The sequence below is a fragment of the Pseudoalteromonas shioyasakiensis genome (genome assembly GCF_022398475.1).
In the GTDB taxonomy this organism is placed as follows: Bacteria; Pseudomonadota; Gammaproteobacteria; order Enterobacterales; family Alteromonadaceae; genus Pseudoalteromonas.
Genome location: NZ_JAKEVM010000059.1, coordinates 1 through 24,996, shown reverse-complemented (window position 1 = coordinate 24,996; position 24,996 = coordinate 1). Strand labels below are relative to the sequence as shown.

The window sequence follows — 24,996 nt, the reverse complement described above, 5'->3', positions numbered from 1 at the left end:
ATGGGTTTTGATTTAAAAGCAGTAAAAAAGTTGTAGAAATATTAATGGATCATTGAGGGTGCTTTTTTCACAAAAAAGTGTGAATTGGACGTATTTTTATTGATTCAATCAGCAAAAAAGTATGGATTTAAACTTAGCATCATTTTTTTTCTTGCCTGTTATCTGCAATTTGCCATTTATGAAATATGCCACGTGATATTCATCATTCAGAAGTAATGAGCTTTGGTGGTCGGATCATAGTGATTCGATCAGTTCAACAAATTATGGATAGTAAATATGAAAACTAAATTATCTGTATTAAGCCTAGCCTTATTACCATGTTTAGGTGCTGCACAAATCAGCACACCAGCAAAAACAACCGTCGTTGGTGCAAGTGAAGACTCTGTACTTGTTATGTATAAAAAAGGCACCTCTGCTGCAATGCGTGCCCATGCTCGTAGCTTAGTTAAAGCCACCATCAGCGACATCAACAAAGATGGTGTCGATGATAACTATTCAGCTATTTTGTCTGGCCGTTTAGCTAAATTTAAAGTTTCAGGTATGAGCAGCAAAGAAGCTATCAAACGCCTACAAAACCATGCTGCTATTGAATATGTAGAGCCTGACTACCGTGTATCGATTGCCAGTGTACCTAATGATCCTGATTTTTCGTCGCTGTGGGGTTTACACAACGAAGGTCAAACAGGTGGTGTCGCCGATGCTGACATTGATGCAGTTGAAGCATGGTCAATCTCAACCGGTAGCCGCGAAGTTGTTGTTGGTGTAATTGATACCGGTGTTGATTACAGCCACGAAGATTTAGCTGATAACGCATGGATCAACCCAGGCGAAATTCCGGGTGATGGTATCGATAATGACGGTAATGGTTACATCGATGACGTGCACGGTATTAATGCGATTACCGACTCAGGTGATCCAATGGATGACCAAGGCCATGGTACTCACGTATCGGGCACAATAGGTGCGTCAGGTAACAATGGCACCGGTGTTGTTGGTGTGAACCATGAGGTATCAATTGCGGGCTGTAAGTTCTTAAGTGCAGATGGTACAGGTTCAACTTCTGATGCAATTAAGTGTATCGATTACATGGTTGATCTTAAAAACCAAGGCGTAAATGTACGTGTTTTAAATAACAGCTGGGGTGGCGGTGGCTTTAGCCAAGCACTGGCAGATGCTATTACGGCAAGTGAACAAGCCGATATTCTATTTGTAGCAGCAGCGGGTAACGATGCGGTTGATAACGATCAAAACCCTCATTATCCGTCTAACTACGAGCATGACAGCGTATTATCAGTTGCCAGTACTGACAACAGAGATAACATGTCGAGCTTTTCACAATGGGGTTTAACAAGTGTTGATTTAGGCGCACCAGGTAGTGCAATTTTATCAACGGTACCGGGCAATGGTTACGCTAGCTATTCTGGTACATCAATGGCAACACCGCATGTTGCTGGTGCAGCTGCATTAGTGCTTTCGATCAACCCTGATTTATCAGCGCTTGAACTTAAAGAGTTGCTAATGAATAGCGGTGACCAAAATGAAGCGCTGCAAGGCAAAACAGTGTCTGGCAATCGCTTAAATGTGAATCAAGCACTTGAGCAAGCTGATCCGACTCCAAGCTTCAAAATCTCGGTGTCGCCAAGTTCACAGCAAATTACTGCTGGTGAAACTGCAACCTATACCTTTGAAATTGGTTCAATCGCCCAGTGGGATGGTGTCGTTAGCCTAGCACTTCAAGCTGATTTAGCGGGCGCAACACTATCGCAAACAGAAGCTGTACCTGGAGATGTAGTTACACTAACGGTACCAACACAAGAAGCAACAGCATGGGGCAGTTACAGTTTTGTTGTTGATGCAACATCAGGTGAGTTAGCTAAACAAAGCAGTGCGTCACTGTTTGTTAACCCTGTTGGCTTAAATGACTTTACTTTCTCAAATGAAACACCAGTGTCTATTCCAGATAACAATGACACGGGTATTGATTCGGTGATTACTGTAGCTGATGAACTTACTGTGTTCTCAACGGATGCAAGTATTGATATTACTCATACTTACATTGGTGATTTAATCGTCACATTAACGTCGCCGCAAGGAACAACTGCAACACTTCACAGCCAATCTGGCGGTGGTGCTGATGATCTAGTACAAAGCTACTCGCTGGCTAACTTTAATGGCGAAGTTGCGACAGGTGATTGGGTACTCAATGTCAAAGACGTACTGTCTGCTGATACCGGTACTTTAAACAGCTGGTCACTGACGTTTAGCGCTATTGGTGAAGTGAGCCCGCAGCCTCCACAAGCTGGCTTTGCATTTGAAACATCAGGTTTAGATGTCACTTTCACTAATACCAGCACAGATAGCAATGACGATATTGTTGCTTGGGCGTGGGATTTTGGTGACGGTGCATCATCAACAGATGCTGATCCTATGCATACTTACGCACAAGCAGGCAGCTATGAAGTGACGCTAACTGCGACAGATAGCGAAGGTCAAACAGATACGTTCACGCAAACGGTTGTGGTATCTGATGTTGAAATTGAGCTATCGGTTAAACGTGCTAACAAAACACGTTTAGGTACTATGCGTGTTGATTTAAGCTGGCAAACCGTGGCTGATCAAGTAAGCATCTACCGTAATGGTGAACTACTTGAAACAGTAGCTGATCGTGGTTTCTATCGCGATGTAGAGCGTAAAGCTGAGTTACCAAGCTATGAATATCAAGTTTGTGTATCTGATACTGTTTGTTCTAACCCAGTGATAGTGTCCTTCGACTAACATTGTTTCACTGCTCAAAGCCCAGTTTCCCCACTGGGCTTTTTTTATTGTTTTGCTTTCTTATATTGCGTAAGTAAAGCGAGTACATGCTGTTGACCAAATTGTGCTGCAAATGCTTCGGCGGTTTGCCCTGCTTTATTCGCATGCTCTGTGTCGCAGTCTTGCTTCATTAATGTTTTAGCGATGCTAAATTCACCTCTAAAAATAGCGGCCATCAAAGCGGTATTGCCGCGTTTATCTTCAAGGCAAGCATTGGCGCCTAATGCTAATAGTTGGTTTACCGTTTGTTTGTGGCCATGATAAGTGGCAATCATCAGCGCGGTATAGCCTTTTTCATTAACACTGTTGATTGGTAATCCGGCCTCAACAAATTGTTCAATGATGTCGTTCTCTGCGGTTCGCGCAGCAGCAAAATAATAGGCAAGTAAGGTTTGATATTGCGTCTGTGAGTCTGTTTGCTGATCAGCATTAACTGGGTTGCATGTTAATAAAAGGCTCAGCAGTAGAAAAGTAAAAATTCGCATAGTTAACTCCTAAAAAAAGAGGAAGGACGTGCCTTCCTCATCAAGGTTGGGAGAGTGAATTAAAGTGAGCTTGCTAGTTTTTTCACGGTCGCTAGGTTACCGCCGACGGCTTTGGTTAAGCGCATGCCGTATTCGGTGTCTGCTTTGTAAAAGTGGCTGAGCATAATGTGCTTTACCTTGCTATCTTTTACCTTCCCTAAATCACCCGCTAAGTTGTTGATCAGGTTTGTACGCTGTTGTTTAGAAAAGCTTTGATATAACACACCAGCTTGAGCAAAGTTTTGCTGCTTTTTAATGGCTGCTTGCTGTACATAGCCAGCCAGCTTAGTTTGTGCCTTACGAGCAATTGGGTTTTCTTGCACGTTTTCATGGCTTGGCTGATAGTTCACATTGCTGGTGGTATGACCAAAGTTCATCGCACCGTCTTGGTTGTAATTAACCACTTCTACTTTGGCGCGGTTAATTGGCAATTGCTGGTGGTTTGCACCTAAACGATACATTTGGGTGTCGGCATATGAAAACACACGACCTTGTAACAAACGATCTTCTGATGGTTCAATACCCGGAATGATATTCGCAGGGGCCATAGCGACTTGTTCTGTTGCTTGGAAGAAGTTGCCCGGCATACGGTTTAGTGTCATGGTACCCACTTTGGTCTCTTTAACACCTAACCACATTTTTGTTGCATCTAACGGGTTGTAATCAAAGTCATCCAGTTCAGATGGGTCTAATACTTTGATATATAAATCCCATTTCGGGAAATTACCTTTATTGATTTCTTGGTACAGATCACGGGTTAAATGCTGAAAATCTTTACCTTGTACTTCAGTTACTTGCTTAGCATTTAAGTTTTCAATGCCTTGTTGGCTAAGCCAGTGAAATTTTACGTATTTTACGTCACCGTCTTTGTTGATCATTTTATAAGAATGCACTCCAAAGCCATCCATTTTACGCAGGCTTGCTGGTGTTCCATGGTCACTATAAACCCATGTCAGCATATGTGTTGAACCTGGTTCATGTGAGAAAAAATCAAAAAAGCGATTTGGATCTTGAATGTTATCAACCGGAGATGGTTTTAATGAATGCACCATATCTGGAAACTTAATCGCATCACGAATAAAGAACACAGGTAAGTTATTACCCACTAAGTCCCAGTTACCTTGATCTGTATAAAACTTTGTAGCAAAACCGCGTGGGTCACGTAGAGTTTCAGGGCTACCTTTACCGTGAATAACCGATGAAAAACGAACGAATACTTCTGTTTCTTTGCCTGCTTGTGCAAACGGCGCAGCAATGGTTAGGTCTTCAAGGTTTTTACTCGCAACAAACACACCATGTGCACCTGTACCACGAGCATGAACAACACGCTCAGGAATACGTTCGCGAGCAAAGCGTTGCAGTTTTTGAATTAGATGAACGTCTTCAAGTAAAACGCTGCCATGCGGGCCAGCTGTAATGGAGTTTTGGTTATCACCTACAGCTGCACCATTGTCTTTGGTAAGTGTAGCAGCGGATGCCGGAAGGCTGATTGCAAGAGCAAGTGCGCTTAAAGTCAGTGTGCGATTAAATTTCATAATAAACCTCTTCATAAGTCACCAAGGCATTGGCGTTTTGTTGCAGCCATTATATGAAGGTGTTTTGGTTTGGTGAAACTGATTGTTTCTATCATAATGATAGATTTTAACTATCAATGGTAGGCTTAATTTTATTTGTATTACAAAATGAAGTTTTCGCTAAAACTGTGTATAATTTGCGCCCTTTAAATATCTGTTCACGTGTCGTATTAATGTGGGGTTGTGAGTGAAAGCATTGCTGAAACAGCATGGTGTAATTTTTATTCTTCTAAGTATGCTAACCGGGTTAATGGGGGCATTTGTTAACCCATTGATGAGCTTATTCATTGTCGAAGGGCTGCAAACACCGCCCGTGTATTTAGGTGTTTATATGGTGGCGGTCACCATTACTGGGTTAGTTATTAGTCAGTGGTTAGGTGGCATGGCAGATAAAGGCACCAGTGCGCGAAAGTTATTTATGGTGGCTGTATCAGGTATGGTGTGTGCGTTAGTGACCTTTGCGAATGCCACTGCATTTTGGCAAGTATTGCTCGCAGGCGTGTTGTTTCTTGCGATGGGCAATGCGGCAATTCCGCAAATGATGACTGTGGCAAGACAATGGGCGGGGCGTCAACAGAACATCGACATTACCAGTTTTAATTCCCGTTTACGTGCAGCTATTTCCTTTGCTTGGGTCGGCGGCCCGCCGCTTGGTTATATGTTAGCTGCTGGAGGCGAGTTTAGCCGCTCGTTTTACTTTGCTGCGGTGTGTGCCTTGGTTGCGCTAATCTTCGCATTTAAGTTTATTCCTGACTACAGCGCTAAAAAATCACAACATGGCAGAGAGCCTGCAGCCGCAGCGAGTTTATCATTTTGGTTGTTGGGCTTAGCTATTATGCTTGGTTCAACGGGCAATATTATGTATTCATCGGCACTGCCGCTTTATAGCATTACTGAACTAGGATTTGCTGAACATACGCCCGGGCTGTTTATGGGTGTGGTGGCACTGTTAGAAATTCCTATCATGCTGTATGGGGCAAAGCTTGCTAAAAAATACAATAAAGTTGCGATGCTTGCGGTGGCATTTTGTTGTGCCATTGTATTTTATTTAGGGGTGTTTTTTGCCACTCAAGTATGGCATTTAATCGCGTTGCAAGTTTTAAATGGGCTGTTTTACGGTATTTTTGCGGGCATTGGCTTAACCGTATTACAAGATCAGCTCCCCGAACGAATAGGGTTTACCTCAGCGTTTTACACGAACGCCATTAAACTGGGTGTTATGTGCGGGGCAGGGGCTACAGGGGTTGTTGCACAGTTTTATAGTTTTAGGTTTGCAACGCTTGGTTCTATGCTAGCTGCAAGTTTAGCCCTTGGCTGCTTAATGTTGTTTAGTTATGTGAAGCGTCAAGAGCAGCAAGGAGCTGTTATGCCAGTACTGCAAGAAGGCTTAGTTGAATAACTTGATAAAAAACCGAGCATCGGAGCTCGGTTTTATCGTTTTTAGCCATTAGCAATTTGATCAAGTAAATGCATGACTCGCTCACTGGCTGCTTCCATCTTATTAATGTGATTAATCGCTGCGTCTTTATTGCCTGTTTGCAGCATGACTAACGCTTCAACACCATTGCGATGAACTTCACGATGTGGCTCTTCTAATTGACGAAATGCGTTATGTTGTTTGAAGCCATTTGATTGCTCTGAATTATACCATTTACCTAATCGGCACATGGTGTGATCTGAAAAGTCATCAATCGACTTGTTACTTGTGCCATTGGCAACTGAATAAACTTCACCTTTCCAAACAATGTGGTCCAGTTTTACGGTTTGCACGAATGAGCGTGTAGCAGCATTAATAATGGTTTCTTTCATCGAATCACAGTGACTCATGATTGAACCATAGTCATTGTTTAGCGTATCAAAACTGGTTGAAAGCTGAGTGTTATTTTGCTGGATATCTTCAACCGAGGTCACCGTTTCGCTGGTTTTGTTGATGATCTCTTTGACTAGATCAGATACTTCTTGGGCTGATTTATTGGTGTTGGTTGCAAGTGTACGAACTTCGTCGGCAACAACGCTAAACCCACGACCAGCCTCACCAGCACGGGCAGCTTCGATTGCGGCATTTAGCGCAAGTAAGTTGGTTTGATCAGAAATTTTAGAAATGGTTGATACAAAGGTGTTGATGCTATCGGCCATATCAGACAGACCCGTAATGTTACTGGTCATGCTACCCATTTTACCTGCCATACTCGCCATTTCACTGACAATATGTTGCAGAGCGTTATTTGAGTCGTTTAGTAGTTGGCTTATTTGTAAAGTAACTTGGCTTTCTTCTTCGATAACAAGGTATGAGTCGAGTACAGTTTGGCGTACGCCCTCAATTTGCGTGATACATTCAATCGAACTATTCAATAAGTTAGCAAGGAACAGTTGGTCTGCGTCATCAGCTTGCTGATGTAATTTTGCTTCTAAGCGTTCGTTTTCGTCACGTAATACGTGATTGTCGGCTTTAAGTGCCTCAACTTCAGCTAATAGCGCGTTGTATTGATCTTGGAGTAAAGAGTGGCTTTTGCTAGAGACAAACATGTATGTTCCTAATTCATATGGTTAATACTTATACCAACCCTGATTATAGATCAAAGTATTAACTTATTATCAGTGTTTTTTATTAGAAAGAGGGTAATTACGACTATTTGATTAAGTGTAGTAGAAAAAGCTGACAATTAAAGCCGAAAAAGCCCAGTAAAAACTGGGCTAAAACGAGGGAGGAGAGTAATTAATAGAAAGAATATTTTAAAGTAAGCGACGTTGTACGGCCGTTAATAGTACGGGCACGGATAATGTCGTTATCTGGTACTGAGCCTTCTTCTGCTTCGGTGATACCTACGGTGTCGAACAGGTTGTTCACGTTAAGCGATAGACTTAAGTTTTCAGACAGATTGTAACTTACAAATCCATTCACTTGTGTATAGCCATCAAACTCAAGGTCGTTACTGTCTTGTGCGTAAGCATCCGTTGTACCAATAAAGCTTAGACCAGCAGCACCTTTATCAAAGTTGTAAGTTGCCATTAGTGAGTAAATAAGGTCAGCTTGACGACGTGGTGTATTACCGACTAACTCTGGCGATAACGCATCTTTAGCAATTTCTGCGTCTGTCCAAGTAAAGTTACCACGGAAGTCCCAATCACCAACATAGTACGTTGATTCAACCTCAATACCTTTTGCTTCATATTCACGGTCAAAGAATTTTTGTGATGTTGCTTCAAAGTTTTGCTCTTCAGTTTCTGCGTAGAATGCTGTTGCAAATACTGATAGTGAATCAAAACGTTTTTTCACACCAAACTCATATTGATTTACTTCATCAATTGCATCGGCTTCGGCAACCGAACCATCTGCTTCAACTTTACCGAATAGTAAGCGGTCTGCATTTGCGCGGCCGCCTTTACTTAAACGGGCAAAAGTCGCAAAGCTTGGATCAATTTGGTAGTTTGCACCAATTGAGTATGAGCTGTAGTGCCAGTCGTAGTTAACAATGCTTGGGTTAGCGTTATCAATACCAACAACACTTTGCTCAGGAATTGAGATAGTACCGTCGCCATTCATATCAATTGTTGATGTTACTGCACCTGCGTAGTTACCGCGTGCTTCACCTGAATCATAGCGAGCACTTGCATCAATGCTTAAATCGCCAAACTTAGTGGCTAAGTTAATGTAAGGTGCGCGAGTTTCGTACTCTGTATCGTAGTTACGTTGACAGCAGTTACCCCAGTAAGGTGTACCATACGCGTACAAGCCATTATCTGAATAGCTGTCGCCATTCGCAGCGTAAACGTCAAGTAATGCAGCGTTGTCGCCTTTTAGCTCCATAACATATGAGTTCCAAAGCCACGACATATCAATAGATTGGCTTGATGCAAAGTAACCAAACGTAACGCTAGTGTCATCAGAGAACGACTTAGTTAATTTAAGGTCATTAACAATTGAACCCATGTCGTTTAGCGTTACATCAAATGTATGAATACGCATTGCTAAATCGTCATCGCCATAGGCTTCGCCTGCTGAACCACCATTTGCATAAACAAGCGATGCACCATCACCAGCAATACTAGAAGCAATAGAGCTCGCAGATGCAACTTCAGCTGGAATTAGAGAAATAAAGTTACCGCTTACTGATGATGTTCTAAAGCGGTTTTCGATGCGCCAGTCGTTTTCTAAATCAAATGCTGCTTCAAAACCCACTGAGGTAACAACTGGGTTCATACCGTCGGTCATATCGCCTGTGCTGATTTGGTTATCACCATTTAAACGCAGAGTTTGTGTGAAAAGCGCTGAATGGGGCGTATCTGATTGTGCATCGAAACCTGGGATTGAATCGCCATCTGAGTACATAGGCATAGGTAGGTAACCTACGCTCTTATCATCGAGGTGTTTAAAGTAAACGCGAACATAACCAGCATCAAATTCTTTAGTTAGGTTTGCCTTAATTTGGCCACCTTTATTTGATGTATAACCGGTTTCACGTGGACCTTCACCTTGGCGAACGAAGCCACCAATGTGATAGCGCACACTGTCGTTTAAATACGTACCATACTCAAAGTCTGTACGAATTGAATCATAATCAAGGCCTACAGTGGTCGATACACTGCCTGATTCGTTCTCACCCGTTTTTGAAATAAAGTTGATGATACCACCTGGGGCATCACTTGCTGCTGTTGAAGCTGAGCCACCACGGATTGATTCAACACTTTGCACTGTTGAATCTAAGCGCATGAAAATGTCTGCGTTACCAAAGGCAATATCGCCAAACTGCATAACTGGTAAGCCGTCTTCTTGTAGTTGCAAGAATTTAGCACCGCCCGATGCAACCGGTAAACCACGTACCGCGATATTTGCGTTACCTTCACCACCAGTTGATTCTGAACGAACACCCGGGATTGTTCTAAATGCTTCTGCAGTAGAACGAGGTGTTGATACTTCAATTTCCGCTAATGTAACACTGCTAACCGATGAGCTTGATGCCATGATGGTTGTACGGCGTGGTACACCGGTTACAACGATAGTTTCAAGGCCGCTTTTTTTAGCCTCAGGTTGTGCTTGCTCTTCGGCGTGTAAGTTTTGGCTTACTGCTAATGCAAGCGCGCTTAATGTATAAAGGGCATGTTTGTGTGTTGTCATAATGTGCCTCGTCTCAATCCCAGATGGTTTGTTGTCTAAATTGCTATCTTAATCGATTAAGTAAAGATAACAATAATTTTACACAGTGCAAGTCTTTTTAGCGAAAAACTTGCACGATTTATGTTCGATAATTGATTTTTAACGATTTTTATTTAGTGGCTTAATGCACTGTGCTGCGCTAAAGCTTGTTCAGCAGGGTTACGTAAGTAGTTATATAGCATGGCTAAAAACAGTAAACATGCGAAACCTGTTGCGAGATAAAAGCCGTAACGAATGTGGCCAAAATAGTCACTGATCACACCCATTAATAATGGGCCTGCAGCCGCAGAAAGGGCGGTAAAAAACAAAATAACCCCAGCAACTGCACCGTGCTGTTGCACCGCAAAGCAAGAAATACCTTTTGAGTTTAAAGTTGGGTAGATCATCGACATGAATAGCCCTGATAATGGGAGTAAGAATACCGCCCAATCAACACCACCGAAGATTAAGCCTAAATAACACAGTGCGATTCCTAAGCTTAAATACAGCATCGCCGCTTGCCAACTGAAGTGATTTAACAGCCATACCGCCAAGAAACGTCCCGCAGCGCGTAATATGAAAAACAAGGTCAGTGCATAGGTTGCCAGTAATTGCCAAGGGCCGTTGTAATCGCCAAGTAGAGTAGGCATCCACACATAAATAGCCACTTCGGTTGCAACATAAAGGGCAATCGCTAATGAAAAACCGAGTGCATAAGGGTTTTTCATCATACTCATGGTGGTTGCAAGAGAAGCCGGTTTGGCGTGTTCTTCAAGCTTTTTAGGTTTAGGGTAATCTGCACGCCAAGCAATTAAGGTTAAAATTAAACATAAAACCCCAGCGATAACGTAAAGGTAGGTCCAGCTTACCTGTTGGGTGATTAAAAAGCTGACAAGGGCAGGGCCTACAATGGCGCCAACACCAAAAAAGCCTTCGACCAAATTCATGGTTTTTGTGTGCTCTAAATTGTTTTTAGAAATATCACCTAACAGCGCCAAAGCACCGGTTTTAAATAACCCAATAGCAAGACCAATACAGCTAAGTAACACTACAAATATGCTAAAACTACTGCTAACGGCGAACAGAAAACAACAAATGGTGAATATGCCGAGCCCCAGCATGATGGTTTGTTTGCGCCCAAAACTGTCGGCCAAAAAACCTAAAAACAGGCCACTAAAAGCAATAAGTGCCATAGGTGCATAATGGAAAGCACTGGCTTGGGTCATGCTTAAATTAAATTCTTCGATAAGCTCAGGAATGATCATACCAACCGCATCAGAGGTCATCGCAAACATAAAAAACATCATGTATGTCAGCCATCTAATGGTTTGCAAAGGATCGTGTGTTCTATTCATTGTTGTATCCCCACCGAAAGGTCTGCGCCTTTACTATGTATATTAGTGTATAAAAACTATAAAAACTGCTTGAATAATTTGCTGTCGTGGTTAAAGATATATCTTAATCGATTAAGTTTCAACTTGGTATTAACAATTATGATCAACAATAAAGTGCAATTAATCACCTACGCAGACCGTATTACTGGTCAAGGTATTGATGAATTAAGTAATTTATTAAATGGCCCACTTAACAATGTGTTTGCAGGTGTACATTTGTTGCCATTTTATAATCCGATTGATGGCAGTGATGCTGGCTTTGATCCTATTGATCATAGTGAAGTAGACTCGCGCCTTGGTAGCTGGGACGATATTAACGTGCTTGGTGCAAACTATGACCTTATGGCTGACTTAATTGTTAACCATGTTTCAGCACAATCTTTCCAATTTAAAGATGTACTCGCTAAAGGCAAGCAATCTGAATTTTGGGATTTATTTTTAACTAAAGACGATGTATTCCCAAATGGCATGTCTGAGGTTGAGCAACAAGCGATTTACCGTCCGCGTCCGGGTAGCTGCTTTACACCTATTGCGTGTGGTGATGGCCAAACCTATGATTTTTGGACCACATTTACCGATAACCAAATTGATATTAATGTGAAATCAACGGCGGGTATCGAGTATTTAAATACGGTGCTTGGCAAGTTTGCTGATAATAATGTCAACATTATTCGTTTAGATGCGGCAGGCTATGCGATTAAAGAGGCTGGCACAAACTGCTTTATGTTGGATGAAACTTTTGAGTATTTAAATAAGCTTTCGGCACAAGCTAATGAAGCGGGTATGGAAACCATTGCCGAGATCCACAGCCATTTCCAGACTCAGGTTGAAGTCGCAAAGCGTGTAAATATGGTTTATGACTTTGCTTTACCACCCCTTATTTTACACAGCTTGTTTAGCAATGATGCGCAAGCTTTACTGAATTGGCTAACCATTTCGCCGCGAAACTGTTTAACGGTACTTGATACCCATGATGGCATTGGCATCATTGACGCAGGCCCTATGGGTGATAAACCGGGTTTATTAAACGCAGCAGAAATTGATAATTTGGTTGAAACCATTCATGAAAAGAGTGAAGGGCAAAGCCGCTTAGCAACTGGCGCAGCAGCAAGTAATGTCGATTTATATCAAGTTAACTGCACATACTACAATGCCTTGGGCGCAGATGACTTTGATTACTTATTAGCGCGTGCAATTCAGTTCTTCGCGCCAGGTATTCCACAAGTTTATTATGGTGGCCTATTCGCTTGTGAAAACGATATGGAATTATTGGCCCGCACCAATGTAGGTCGTGATATCAATCGCCCTTACTTAAATGCGCAAGACATTGATGCTGCGCTTGCTAAACCTGTGGTGAAAGGGTTGATTAAGCTGATTCAATTACGTAATGAGCATCCAGCATTTAACGGTGAGTTTATTGCGAAAGGTGAAGGCAGTGTGTGTCGTTTAAGCTGGCATGATGATACCAGCTCAATCGAGTTAAAAGTTGACTTCGCTAGTCGCGAAGTGATCATTGTTGATCACCGAGACGGCGAACAAAGCATTGTTGATTTGGCTGACTTTTTAGCTTAACTACTTTGACCCAATTGCAGTTGATAGTCGATTTCGGCTGTTTGCTGCTCTTTCGATAGAAACAAGGTCGCAGCAATGCGGCCTTTTTCTTCGCTATTTTGATGGACAGTTGTGAGTTTTGGCACAAATCGTTGGCCTTCATCTATGCCATCAAAACCAACAATTTTGACATCTTCAGGAATCGATAAGCCCATTTTTAATGCTTCGCGCATGGCGGCAAGGGCGATTAAATCACTCATGCACAACAACACATTTGGTCTTGGTGTGCTGCTAAGCGCTTCTTTGGCGGCAATGCTGGCAAAGCGTTCACTGCTTTCTGGAATATTCCATGTTCTATCATCACCAAGGGTGATGCCAGCATCGCTGATTGCTTGGTGATAACCGCGCAGTCGTTGATGAGCAATCGACTGACCTGCTTCAAACTCATGATGTTCGTATACTCGGCATAATACGTCGTTATCGAGTAAGCGCAGGCCTAAAATAGCAACCCGATCATCATTTTTTTGTAGTGCATGCTTGGCAATATCAAAGCTGGCTTGTTGGTTGTTTACGTTTACTGAGGCATCGCGACCGATGTTAAAGTCAACCGTTACAACATGCTTGGCAACCTGTTTTAACTGTTCTACAAGTTGTTTATTACGAGGGCGACCATAACAAATAAAGCCATCAACAAAATCGACCACGCTATTAAGGTTATCGTTGTTACCAGAAAATAATAAAAGATTAATGCCATTTTTTTCGAGCACCGCCGATACACCGCGCATAAAGCTGCTCGCAACCGGATCTGATACCATATATTCAACGCTGTCTGGCAATACTAAAGCAACAATATTAAAGGTGCCTCGGCGTAATGACTGCGCCGCCTTGTTTGGGCCAAAATAGCCGAGCTTTTTACAGGCCGCCAAAATTTCTTCGCGGCGTGCTTTCGATAATTGATCAGGACGATTAAAGGCATTTGATACGGTGGCATTTGAAACGCCTAACTCTTTGGCAATACTTTTTAGCGTCCAAGTTTTTGGCTTTGTCATTGTAGGTTCTTAATCGATTTACTTAATGGTAAATTACCATATAAAGAGTCGAAAAAAAGTGTTTTTAGTCATAAAAATAGGCGTACCATAAAAGAATGAGTACGAGTGTGAGAAAAAGGCGAATAGTGAGTGATTTCTAAGTTACCAAAATGGGTTGAGATTGGCGCATTTATTTTGGCGCTGGTGGCTGGGTGTGTGAATGCGGTTGGTTTACTTAGCTTTGAACATCAAGCGGTATCGCATTTATCAGGAACTGCAACCTTGCTTGGCGCAGATCTCATGCATGGCAATAGCCTTGATGCTTTACATTTATTAGGTGTATTACTGTCATTTTTAGTTGGGTCTGGTATTGCTGGGTTCTTGCTGCATAGTTCAGCACTTAAACTAGGTCGTCATTACGACACGGCATTATTGATTGAAGCAGGGCTTTTACTGGGCGCACTTTGGTTATTGTTTAATGGCTCGGGTTACGGGCACTTTTTAGCCTCTGCGGCATGTGGTTTACAAAACGCCTTAGCAACAACTTACAGTGGTGCAATTGTTCGTACCACTCATGTAACGGGTATCTTCACTGATTTAGGTATTATGTTTGGTCGCGTTTTACGTGGCGAGGCACTTGATAAACGTAAGGCTAAACTGTTTGGCCTAATCATTTTAGGGTTTATTTTTGGCGGCTTAGCAGGGGCATGGTTATTTGCAAAAATGAGCTTTGCGGCGCTTTATGTACCAAGTGCTATTTGTATCTTACTTGCCTTGACCTATCGTGTTTATTCTCATCGCAATCCAGAACTTAATGGTTAGCGATACTTTTAGGTGTTGCGCCAAAGGCTTGTTTAAACACTCGGCTAAAATGGCTTGGGTTATTAAAGCCTAATTGGTAACAAACATGGCTAATCGCCTCCCCTTTTTCGAGTAGTTTATACGCTTTTTGCAAGCGTAATTGTTGTTGCCAAAGAGCGGGCGTAACACCAAAGGCTAACTTAAATTGCTGATAAAATTTACTGCGGCTCATACAAGCTATTTTACATAACACATCGATATCAATATTCTCAGCAAGATGCTGTTCTATATAACTTACTACATGGCTTAATGGGGTTGCGACCTTGCCTTGCTTACAACTTGCTATCATTAAGTCTCGGCTTTGCTGCTGTAACAGACGGGTTATGAGTTCATTGAGTGATAAATCAATTAAGTAATCGCGGTGTTGTTCATTTTCACTAAATAGGGTGATCATTCGCTCAAGCAGTTGTTGAGTTTGCGGATTATGCTGGGCGTGCACTAACTTGGTTTGATATTGGAAAAAGTCATCCTGGGTAATTTGTTGGTTAAAATTAAGAGCATCAACTACTTGGCTTATTTTATCGGTACTGATTTCAATCGCTAAACAGGTTGTTGGTTGATTGAGAGATGCATTGGGAAAGTCGATTAGCACCCCTTGTTCTGGGGCAAGTACAAATGATTGGTTTGGTAAAAACTCTTCATGATAATCACTGTCGGCAACATGCATGATTTTTTTACCGCTGATCATGCCACAAAATAATAATTCAGTGGAATGTAAGGCCACTTTTTGGGCATCTAAATAGGTGTCGTAAATACTTAATTCGGCATGTTCGCCCGCAAAACTGACTTTATTTTCAATAAGCACATCAATACGTTGTCGTTTTTTATCTAAACTTCTGTTACTAACTGATGTGTTCATTGTTGCCTCGCTGTCGTCCTAAATTCTGGACAAATAGTCAAAAAGTCTGGACTAGGAATCAAGTGTGTTTTCAGTAACTGAGCTAACTTCAATTGTTAGCGGTTCATTAAACAATAACCTACCGCATAATTTAGTCAATGCTAAATAAAACACAACAATTTGAAGAGAGAACACATTATGATTTATGCAAATCCAGGTAGTGAAGGCGCAAAAGTTAACTTTAAAGCGCAGTATGAGAATTATATTGGTGGCCAATGGGTTGCCCCTGTAAAAGGAGAATACTTTGAAAACATTAGCCCAGTAAACGGTAAAGTGTTTTGTAAAGTACCTCGTTCATCAAAAGAAGATATCGAACTGGCACTTGATAAAGCCCACGATGCAAAAGCGGCATGGGGAACAACGTCAGTCACCGAGCGTAGCAATATCTTATTAAAAATTGCCGATCGTATTGAACAAAACCTAGAAATGCTGGCAGTGGCCGAAACCTGGGATAACGGTAAAGCAATTCGTGAAACACTTGCGGCAGATGTGCCTTTAGCGGCTGATCATTTTCGTTATTTCGCAGGTTGTGTGCGCGCGCAAGAAGGCTCAATCGGTGAGATAGACGAAACCACGGTGGCCTATCATTTTCATGAGCCACTAGGTGTAGTAGGGCAAATTATTCCTTGGAACTTTCCATTGTTGATGGCTGCGTGGAAACTTGCGCCAGCCCTTGCTGCGGGTAACTGTATTGTTTTAAAACCAGCTGAACAAACGCCTACGTCTATATTAGTGCTGCTTGAAGTGATTGGTGACTTATTGCCTGCAGGTGTTCTAAATGTGGTAAACGGCTATGGTAAAGAAGCGGGCGAAGCGCTGGCAACCAGTACTCGAATCGCGAAGATTGCCTTTACAGGTTCAACGCCAGTGGGTTCACATATCTTAAAATGTGCTGCTGATAATATTATTCCTTCGACGGTCGAGCTAGGTGGTAAATCGCCAAATATCTTCTTCAACGATGTAATGGAAAAAGACGATGAATTTTTGAGTAAAGCGATTGAAGGAGCCGTACTTGCGTACTTCAACCAAGGTGAAGTGTGTACGTGCCCATCGCGTTTATTTATTCAAGAAGATATTTACGAGCAATTTATTGAGCGTGTTCTTGCCCGAACTCTACAAATTAAACGGGGTAATCCACTTGATACCGAAACCATGGTGGGTGCTCAAGCATCACAAGCTCAGTTTGATAAGATCCTAAGCTACATCGAAATTGGTAAACAAGAAGGGGCCGAAGTGCTTGCGGGCGGCGAAGTCGAACAACTGTCTGATGAGTTTAACGGCGGTTACTACATTCAACCAACACTATTAAAAGGCACTAACGACATGCGCGTGTTCCAAGAAGAGATTTTTGGCCCGGTTATTTCAATGTCGACTTTTAAAGATGAAGACGAAGCGTTAGCACTTGCTAATAGCTCTGAGTTTGGCTTAGGGGCAGGTGTGTGGAGTCGAAACATGAACCGTGCTTATCACTTTGGTCGTAAGATTGAAGCGGGTCGTGTTTGGACCAACTGCTATCATATGTACCCAGCACACGCTGCGTTTGGCGGTTATAAAAAGTCAGGTATAGGCCGAGAAACACATAAACTCGCCCTTGATCATTACCAACAAACTAAAAACCTATTAGTAAGTTACAGTGAGAATCCACTGGGCTTCTTTTAAAAGCAATTTCTTATTGTTGTCGAAACTACCCAAACGCCACATCTAGTGGCGTTTTTATTTTGCGTATATGTATTTCCAAACTTGCTTTTCTGTTATTAATTAACCAATTAATTAATGTTGGGTAAGGAATTTTCAATCATGATCAGAAATGTAAGGATTGATGATAGTGAAGCCATTGCTGCAATTTACAATCACTATGTTGTTAATAGTACGGTGACATTTGAAGTTGAGGCAATCACAGGTACTGAAATAGCCAAGCGAATACAGGCTAATCTTGATGCTGACTTACCTTGGTTGATTGCTGAAGCTGAAGGTAATGTCATTGGATATTGTTATGCAACACCTTGGAAAGCACGAAAAGCTTACCAACACTCAGTGGAAATCTCGGTTTATTTAGATGCTGATAGTCATACAAAGGGGATTGGCACCCAACTTTACGCCACTCTATTTACTCAGTTAAAAACGCAAAATGTACATGCTGTTATGGCAGGCATTGCATTACCTAATGAAGCAAGTATCGCCTTGCATGAGAAGCATAATATGCAAAAAGTCGCGCATTTTAAGCAAGTTGGTAAAAAGTTCGGGCAGTGGATTGATGTAGCGTATTGGCAAGTCATTTTATAACGGGCATAAAAAAGCCCGGCGAACACACAAGCCAGGCTTTTCGACAACAATTTGGTTGAGTCACCGCAAGTGCAGTGACTCGGAATAAAAAAGCTTAGAGAACACACAAACTAAGCTTTTGACAACAATGTGGTTGAGTTACCGCGTGTGCAGTAACTCGGAATAAAAAAGCTTAGAGAACACACAAACTAAGCTTTTGACAACAATGTGGTTGAGTTACCGCGTGTGCAGTAACTCGGAATAAAAAAGCTTAGAGAACACACAAGCTAAGCTTTTGACAACAATTTGGTTGAGTTACCGCGTGCGCAGTAACTCGGTATATAAAAAGCCCAGAGAACACACAAACTAGACTTTTTGTGACAACAATTCGTTTGCGCAAACACTCTCAATGGTGTGAAGCTGTTTAGCTTAAAAGCGCTGATGAGTTAACTTTAGAGTAATCCCTCTAAATCGACAAACGATTAAAATAAACCTGATAGATGAATTTTTTTAATCTATTCACATGTGAAGTCCTTTTTATTGCCATAACAATGCCTTAGTGATTAAATAGGGTGTTTTTTAAACATAATAATTATTTAAAATGGATTTTTATGAAACGCTTGACGCTTTACTTATCACTCATCTTTACAGCTCTAAACTTTAGCCCTTTTGGTGTGAATCTATGTCGCGCCGATGAGGGTCGTACAGTCACTCATTCTGAAATTAATTGGTCTGAACTTGCTATAAAAGATGTTGAAGCGGCTTATCAGTTGTCGGTTATCAATCACCCTGGTATGCATGATGTACGTAATCTAGGCTTTGCTAAACAGCTTGAAAAAGCAAAGCAAGAAGGCTTAAAGCTGGCTGTAAAAGCGCATAGTTAACAAGGTTTTGCTGCGGCTATTGCACGTTTTAGAACTGTTCTACAAGATGGTCATGCAGGAGCGGTTGATACCCTACCTAGAGAACTAAAGCCACAAAGAAGTTGGCCGGGCTTTTCAACAGTTTGGCGGGGGGATGCGTTGCAAGTGTATTACAGTGAATTAGATACGGTTGCCAAAGGCGATAAGCTCGTAAGCTGTGATAATACAGCAATTAATACTTTGCTAGTTGAGCGTGTTTTCCGCTATTACGGCGAAGTAGAACAACCCGGTAGTTGGTGGAACCATGGCTGGCGACTAACGGTTGATGATGGAAACCCGTTTTTGTCGCCACTTGAAAGCTGCACGTTTGAAAAAGCTGACGGCTCTACTTACAGCTTAAAGTTAAACTGGCGTATTAGGCCTGATAGTGTCAAAGAAAAACTTAAAAATGCTTACAACGGCGATAAGTTACCAATCGAACTTAATTGGCCTTTAAAGGATATTGCTTGGATCAGTATGCCAACGTATGCACCCAATGAGCAGCAACAAGCAGATTACCAAACGATGCTGAGCGCCATTGAACAGCAACATGATAAGTTAATGCAAGCTAAAGCTGTGGTACTTGATCTTCGCCATAATCAAGGTGGCTCATCGATGTGGAGTGAGCAAATAGCCTCAGCACTTTGGGGCAGTGAACAATTTAAATATGGCCGCTATAAGTTACACAAAAATACCCAAGTGTGGTGGCGAACTTCTAAAGGTAATACTGACTATTTTGGCGATGTAGTCGCAAGCTATGATACGGCTAGCCCTTGGTATCAATGGTTAAAGACAACCCACGAAAGTATGCTGGCGGCTTATGATAAGGGTGAACAATTTTATGTCGAGGTAGCCTCAGCAGAGCAACAAGCAATGCCAAAAAACGCCAGTCAGTTTACTACACCCGTTTATGTGATTGTGCCAGGGCAATGTGCCAGCGCTTGTCTAGATGCACTGGATAGTTTTAAGCTGTTTGCAAACACACAATTAGTTGGCGCACCAAGTAGTACAGACTCTACCTACATGGAAGTGAGGCTCGAAACCTTACCTTCAGGCTTTGCTAAAGTGATTCTGCCGATAAAGGTCTATGTAAATAGACCACGTGAAAAAGGCTTTTATTATCAACCTGATATTAAATTCAATGGACTTGAATGGACAACTCAAGCGCTTGTTAAAATGATAGCTGAGTTGTAATTAAGCTGTATCTTTAGCTAAGCGTTTGGGAGACCCAGAGGGGAGTTGAAGTGTTGACCTTGCGGGAAGAAGAGCAACACTTTTTAAATTAAATAGTGTGTTAACAGGCTAATTCAGTCACAGGCTCTTCTGCTAACCAGTTAAGGGCCGCTGTTTTTGACTTAAATACATTCATTACCATGCCTGCTCGTTTATATAAATTGCAGTAGGTATCGCTAAGCAAACTACCGCCTTCAAGCCCTTCTTTTATCACTAAAGCTGTTTTGGCCGGTGCGATGCCTTTTCGTCGAAGCTCAACAAAATACACCATTAGTTTTTCAAGCGCCCCTGGTGTTGCCATGCATGAGTTTTCAAACTCAACCAATTCAAACCATTGACCATAATCAGCGCTGAGCTTGTTGATGTAATCTTTTTGCATAAAAGAGTGCGCGTCAATAATCTCTTCGTTGAAAGGCCCAGTAGCAGTCGTTAAAAGCACATGTTCACGTTGATAAAACTCGACAAGCCCATGGGGTTTAAAATCTTTGAATGGATAATGGTTGGTTGATACTTTTTTATGCATCCGTTCAATCCCTGAATATTTATTGAGCTATTGATGATAGCAGTGAAATAAATTAATTCAATCTTTAGGGTTTGGTTTTGATTTTATTCTAATTGTATTTCACTATAAAGAGGCACGGTCACGTGCCTTTTTATTGCATTTGCTAGGGGGTAACGATATTGAACCAGAAATTAAAATTGTCGAGCATGCCAAGAAAATCATCTAAAACTTTCTTGTCGCCAGATATTTCTAATTGACCAGAACTTAAAGCATCATCATAACTTATCTCTTTTAACTGAATGTTATTCATCGTTTTCATAGAGAGCGTGAGTGTGACATCTGCTGACTCTGCTTGTTTAGTCGTATAGTTTAAAACAGCATTTTCTACTGTAATGGTGTAATGTTTATTAATATCAGTAAAGTCAATATTGATACTTAATACTTTACCAGCCGCTTTATCAGCAATAAGTCTTACGGCTAGATAATCAAATAGCATATCTGGAGTCATCGCACGAATTGTATCAGGAGTTGCTGTTTGTGTGCCTCCAGTACTTGGCACTCCATTTCTAAGTTCGTACGCTCCTTGTAAATAGACTGAACGCCATGGCCCAGACTCTGCTTGATAACCTAATTGTTCGAGAGTATCAGCAAGTAACTCTTTAGATGCTTTGCTACTTGGGTTAGCGAATACTGCATGCTTCATAACTTCTGCAACCCAGCGGTAATCACCTTTATCAAATGACTTTTGAGCTTTTTTGAGAACAGCTTGCTCTCCACCCATAAACTCCATGTATTTTTGAGCAACAGCTTCTTGAGGAAGATTGTTGAGATCAGATGGATTGCCGTTATACCAGCCCATGTAGCGCTGATAAACAGCTCGACTATTATGGCGTAATGTGCCGTAGTAACCTCGAGTAGCCCAGTTATTTTCAAGCTCTGGAGGTAAAGTGATCATCTCAGAAATTTCCTCACCATTGTAACCTTGATTCATTAACCGTACGGATTGATCATGTGTGAACTTGTATATATCTCGTTGTTTCTTGAAGTAAGGCAGGATCCTTCCATTATCCCATAAAGGCCAATGGTGTGATTGAAATTTAACTGTTACTTTATCACCATAACGCTCAATAGTTTCATTTAAAAAACTTGACCACTTCAGAGCATCACGAACTTGAGCCCCCCGTAGTGTTAAAATGTTATGCATCGTATTTGTGGTATTTTCAGCCATCCATAAAGCGTTCCATTGAGGAAACCATGTATTCATTTCGGCTGGTGCTTCAGTTCCGGGCGTCATTTGGAATTCCATTTTCACACCATCAACAGTAACAACGTCACCTGTTTTACTAATTTCTTTGGTAGGTAATAGCAAGCCTGCAAGCCCTGTTGAAGTAGTCATTCCAAGACCTCCACTTAGGCCACCTCTGGGATCTCTTGGCAATAATGCGCCATACATAAATACAGCTCTACGACTCATTGCGTTACCTGCAATTACGTTCTCAGACACAGCATGTTCTGTAAAATGCTCTGGTGCAAGAATCTCGACCTTACCTTGTGCCACATCCTCCCGAGTTACAAGCCCTGGTGCTCCACCATAGTGGTCTATGTGACTATGACTATAGACGATGCCTGTTACAGGTCTTTTTCCTAATTCTTTATTAATTAGATCCAGTGCTGCTTTAGCTGTTTCAGGGGAGATTAGCGGATCAAAAACGATCCAGCCCTTTTTACCTTTAACAAAAGTGATATTTGAAAGGTCGTATCCTCGTACTTGGTAAATGTTTTTGGTTACTTCAAATAAACCATACTGCATCAAGAGTTGAGAGTTTCGCCATAGACTTGGGTTAACAGTATCTGGTGCTGCTTTATCAAGTTGTACAAATTTTTTATACTGCTCTAGATCCCAAACTACAGTGCCATCATCTGATTTTATAGTTAAGGTGTCGGGCTTTGTTATAAAGCCTCTTTGTGCATCTTTGAAGTCTTGAGTGTCATTAAAAGGCAGGCTTTTTAATACGTTAGCATTAGCTTGTTTAGTATATTCTGTGGCCGGTTTTGAGGCCGTATTAGCACTTAACTGCGATACAAAAACTAGTGTCAATACAGCAAAACCAAATTTTGCTATATTATTCATGATTATCCTTATAAAGTTATCGGCACTCTTAACACTAGAATAAAATGGGAACAAATCAAGGTGAGCTATTAAAAAAGTATTATAATTTTACCAAGTAGAACCCGCCTGAATGTAAATTGCGTTTTGTTCAGGGCCATGGGCTACATCTAGGCCAATACCAATTCCGTAATGTTCATCAATTAAATAGCGAAAGCCTGCACCTACAGTATCAATGGTTTCAGCTTTCGATAAGTCAGAAAAGTTATCGGCTGCCCAGCCCATACCAGTAAACACATTGAGCTTTATTTTGTGAGTGATTTTATAGCTCGCTTCTGCTTCGGTAACAAATACATCGAGACCTTGATAGCGAGTTGCAGACACACCGCGAAGGCTAATACTTGGCGGAATATAAACCGGTAAGCGCTTTTCACCACGGTTGTTAACTGAGTCATACTGCATGCGCAGGGCAAAGTTGAATTTATCGGTGTAACGCCAGTAATTTAAGGCGGTAAGCTTTAGACTGGTGTAATCAACCTTACTGCCAATAGCCTCATCATAATATAAATACTCAGCCTTGTAGTTAAAGCCTCGCTCAGGGTTTAGGGGGTTATCTCGGCTATCGTACTCAATTAATGGTCCAATACCTGACGTATTTACATCAAGTGAAAGGTGGTCTTTGATAATATCGTTTTCGAGCAGAAAATCTTCGATAGGGTTTTCGGCTAAGCTTATTTCTACTTTACGATAAATCTGTTTAAAGCCGTAAAAGAAGTTACTGTCGTCATAGCGCAACTTAAGGTTTTGAAACACCGCTGGGCCTTCAATATTCAACGACAATGGTGTGAGTAGCTTGATCTCGTCGAAGGTATAAAAATCAAGGTTTATACTCGCCCAGCCAACAATCCCTTGATAGCGAATACGGTCTTCATCCCAAAAGGTAATGTGGCCAACAGCACCGCCTTTGGTGCCATTTTTAGTGCCCATTAGGCCCACTAAACTAATGCTTTGTGGTAGGGTAGAGCCTTCTTTTTTCTTCTTTTTGGCCTTCTTTTCGTTGTCATGAAAAAAAAGGCCAACAACACCAAGCCCAGGCCCTACAGCTGGCTCTGTAATAAAAGTCGGTATGGGTAAAAATGAAATCGGTTCATCAACTTTTTGTTGTTGATTACTTAATTGCTGTTCTGCAGGTTTTATTGCATATTCATCGTAACTTGATGCAAAGCTTTGTGTGCTTAGCAAACTTGCTGTAAGCATATTTATTAGTACAACTTTTTTCACTTAATCCCTTACCTTGTTGTTTCTTGTTACTTCAAATTTTATAGCTGATAATTAAATTCGAGACGATGATCGCCATCCATAAAGTCAACGTTTTCATTCCAGTTTGCGAAATAGCGTAGATTCATACGCGGGTTAATTTGGTAACTTGCTGCAAATTCATGAGTCAAAATATGGCTTTGGTTTAGACCGTAGTAGTGATCTTTATAGTTATCGCTACCGCCGATAGTTGTTAGCCAAAATGGATTGTAGTTAAGCCAAATTTTATCGTTAATGGTTATTTTTGCGTACATACCGACTAAACCATAAGCACCCATAATGGAATAACCGCTGTCACGACTGCCGTCATCTTCTAGGGTATTTTCACCGAGTGATGCACCCACCCCAGCTAACGGGTAAAACGTAAAGCGCCCCATAGGTTTTAAAGCTTTTATAAAGCTATAAGAAACATCCATACTTTCGTCAGCGACAAGGTTGGCATTAAGGTTATAGTTAGCATCAATTTGCGTTGCGATTGTAGTGGTTAGGTCAACTGAGAAATTACGAAAGCGAAAAGAATCAATAGAATCTGTCGTTTTGCTGTCGCTTTCCCAGCCTAGCGCATCGCCATATATGCCTTTTACTTCAAAAACATTCATACCAGCAGTGGTTGCGATACCTGTATCGTATGCTTGGCCAACTTTAAAGTTGAGCCCTTTGTTTGTAACACCGACTCCTGCTTGTGTATAAACAGCCAGAGGATCTGACATATCCTGTACTTCTTTTTGCTCAGCCGCATGGCTTGAAGCAGCAATCATAAGTGCTAGTAAAGAGGGGAACCGAAGAGAAGTCATGTGTTTTCCTTACACAAAAGGTTGAATAATAAATGTTTAGTTTATTTAAGTTGAATTTAGATACTTTTGGCTTAATAAATATTCGACTTCAGCCTCTAAAG

General features: G+C 41.5%; 19 protein-coding genes. 8 read left to right on the top strand and 11 right to left on the bottom strand.

What is annotated here, in order from left to right; translation table 11 throughout:
• The first annotated feature begins 276 nt into the window (after positions 1–276).
• Entirely contained in the window at positions 277–2,775 is a 2,499-nt protein-coding gene (locus tag L1D51_RS11825) for a S8 family serine peptidase (RefSeq protein WP_239963731.1), read from the top strand.
• A 44-nt stretch (positions 2,776–2,819) separates the two neighbouring features.
• On the opposite strand, the gene L1D51_RS11820 is transcribed toward L1D51_RS11825, so the two are convergent.
• Both L1D51_RS11820 and L1D51_RS11815 read right to left on the bottom strand, forming a co-directional pair.
• On the bottom strand, positions 2,820–3,299 hold the full coding sequence (locus L1D51_RS11820) for an ankyrin repeat domain-containing protein (protein WP_082422987.1): 480 nt from the start codon (positions 3,297–3,299) through the stop codon (positions 2,820–2,822).
• Between the two features lie 59 nt (positions 3,300–3,358).
• A complete protein-coding gene (locus L1D51_RS11815; protein ID WP_239963730.1) occupies positions 3,359–4,873 on the bottom strand; it encodes a catalase in 1,515 nt (504 codons plus the stop codon).
• Positions 4,874–5,099: 226 nt separating this feature from the next.
• Here L1D51_RS11815 and L1D51_RS11810 point away from each other — a divergent pair, with 226 nt between their 5' ends.
• Positions 5,100–6,311, top strand: coding sequence for a sugar efflux transporter (locus L1D51_RS11810; protein WP_239963729.1), 1,212 nt, complete (start codon positions 5,100–5,102; stop codon positions 6,309–6,311).
• A gap of 41 nt (positions 6,312–6,352) precedes the next feature.
• On the opposite strand, the gene L1D51_RS11805 is transcribed toward L1D51_RS11810, so the two are convergent.
• From L1D51_RS11805 to L1D51_RS11795, 3 genes are all read right to left on the bottom strand, one after another.
• Positions 6,353–7,438, bottom strand: a complete 1,086-nt coding sequence (locus L1D51_RS11805; RefSeq protein WP_054562523.1) for a methyl-accepting chemotaxis protein — start codon at positions 7,436–7,438, stop codon at positions 6,353–6,355.
• A 190-nt stretch (positions 7,439–7,628) separates the two neighbouring features.
• Positions 7,629–10,028: a TonB-dependent siderophore receptor gene (locus L1D51_RS11800; RefSeq protein WP_063529447.1), complete on the bottom strand. Its 2,400-nt coding sequence runs from the start codon at positions 10,026–10,028 to the stop codon at positions 7,629–7,631.
• Between the two features lie 152 nt (positions 10,029–10,180).
• A complete protein-coding gene (locus tag L1D51_RS11795; protein WP_054562521.1) occupies positions 10,181–11,401 on the bottom strand; it encodes an MFS transporter in 1,221 nt (406 codons plus the stop codon).
• A gap of 138 nt (positions 11,402–11,539) precedes the next feature.
• Between L1D51_RS11795 and gtfA the strand changes: the two genes are divergently transcribed.
• Positions 11,540–13,012, top strand: coding sequence for a sucrose phosphorylase (gene gtfA / locus L1D51_RS11790; protein ID WP_239963728.1), 1,473 nt, complete (start codon positions 11,540–11,542; stop codon positions 13,010–13,012).
• Here the strand turns inward: gtfA and L1D51_RS11785 are convergent.
• Positions 13,009–14,040: a LacI family DNA-binding transcriptional regulator gene (locus L1D51_RS11785; protein ID WP_239963727.1), complete on the bottom strand. Its 1,032-nt coding sequence runs from the start codon at positions 14,038–14,040 to the stop codon at positions 13,009–13,011. The genes gtfA and L1D51_RS11785 overlap by 4 nt on opposite strands.
• 129 nt (positions 14,041–14,169) lie before the next feature.
• Here L1D51_RS11785 and L1D51_RS11780 point away from each other — a divergent pair, with 129 nt between their 5' ends.
• Positions 14,170–14,841, top strand: coding sequence for a YoaK family protein (locus tag L1D51_RS11780; RefSeq protein WP_054562518.1), 672 nt, complete (start codon positions 14,170–14,172; stop codon positions 14,839–14,841).
• Here L1D51_RS11780 and L1D51_RS11775 read toward each other — a convergent pair.
• Complete coding sequence (locus tag L1D51_RS11775) at positions 14,831–15,739, bottom strand: AraC family transcriptional regulator (RefSeq protein WP_239963726.1); 909 nt, start codon at positions 15,737–15,739, stop codon at positions 14,831–14,833. The two genes, L1D51_RS11780 and L1D51_RS11775, sit on opposite strands and share 11 nt — an antisense overlap.
• A gap of 177 nt (positions 15,740–15,916) precedes the next feature.
• Between L1D51_RS11775 and exaC the strand changes: the two genes are divergently transcribed.
• The 4 genes from exaC (at position 15,917) to L1D51_RS11755 (ending at position 20,136) form a co-directional block, all read left to right on the top strand.
• A complete protein-coding gene (gene exaC, locus L1D51_RS11770; protein WP_054554003.1) occupies positions 15,917–17,437 on the top strand; it encodes an acetaldehyde dehydrogenase ExaC in 1,521 nt (506 codons plus the stop codon).
• A gap of 138 nt (positions 17,438–17,575) precedes the next feature.
• Positions 17,576–18,061 (top strand): arsinothricin resistance N-acetyltransferase ArsN1 family B, encoded by a 486-nt coding sequence (locus L1D51_RS11765; protein ID WP_054562516.1) that lies wholly within the window; start codon positions 17,576–17,578, stop codon positions 18,059–18,061.
• Between the two features lie 590 nt (positions 18,062–18,651).
• Positions 18,652–18,924: a hypothetical protein gene (locus L1D51_RS11760; RefSeq protein ID WP_239963725.1), complete on the top strand. Its 273-nt coding sequence runs from the start codon at positions 18,652–18,654 to the stop codon at positions 18,922–18,924.
• A gap of 144 nt (positions 18,925–19,068) precedes the next feature.
• Positions 19,069–20,136: a S41 family peptidase gene (locus L1D51_RS11755; RefSeq protein ID WP_239963732.1), complete on the top strand. Its 1,068-nt coding sequence runs from the start codon at positions 19,069–19,071 to the stop codon at positions 20,134–20,136.
• Between the two features lie 100 nt (positions 20,137–20,236).
• On the opposite strand, the gene L1D51_RS11750 is transcribed toward L1D51_RS11755, so the two are convergent.
• The 4 genes from L1D51_RS11750 to L1D51_RS11735 all read right to left on the bottom strand — a co-directional run bounded on the left by L1D51_RS11750 (position 20,237) and on the right by L1D51_RS11735 (position 24,895).
• Positions 20,237–20,698 carry a hypothetical protein gene (locus L1D51_RS11750; RefSeq protein WP_054562515.1) on the bottom strand — a complete coding sequence of 154 codons (462 nt, stop codon included), beginning with the start codon at positions 20,696–20,698 and terminating at the stop codon, positions 20,237–20,239.
• A 142-nt stretch (positions 20,699–20,840) separates the two neighbouring features.
• Entirely contained in the window at positions 20,841–22,808 is a 1,968-nt protein-coding gene (locus L1D51_RS11745) for an alkyl/aryl-sulfatase (protein WP_239963724.1), read from the bottom strand.
• Positions 22,809–22,895: 87 nt separating this feature from the next.
• Positions 22,896–24,065, bottom strand: coding sequence for a BamA/TamA family outer membrane protein (locus tag L1D51_RS11740; protein ID WP_239963723.1), 1,170 nt, complete (start codon positions 24,063–24,065; stop codon positions 22,896–22,898).
• A gap of 38 nt (positions 24,066–24,103) precedes the next feature.
• On the bottom strand, positions 24,104–24,895 hold the full coding sequence (locus L1D51_RS11735) for a hypothetical protein (protein ID WP_082401607.1): 792 nt from the start codon (positions 24,893–24,895) through the stop codon (positions 24,104–24,106).
• Positions 24,896–24,996 lie beyond the last annotated feature (101 nt).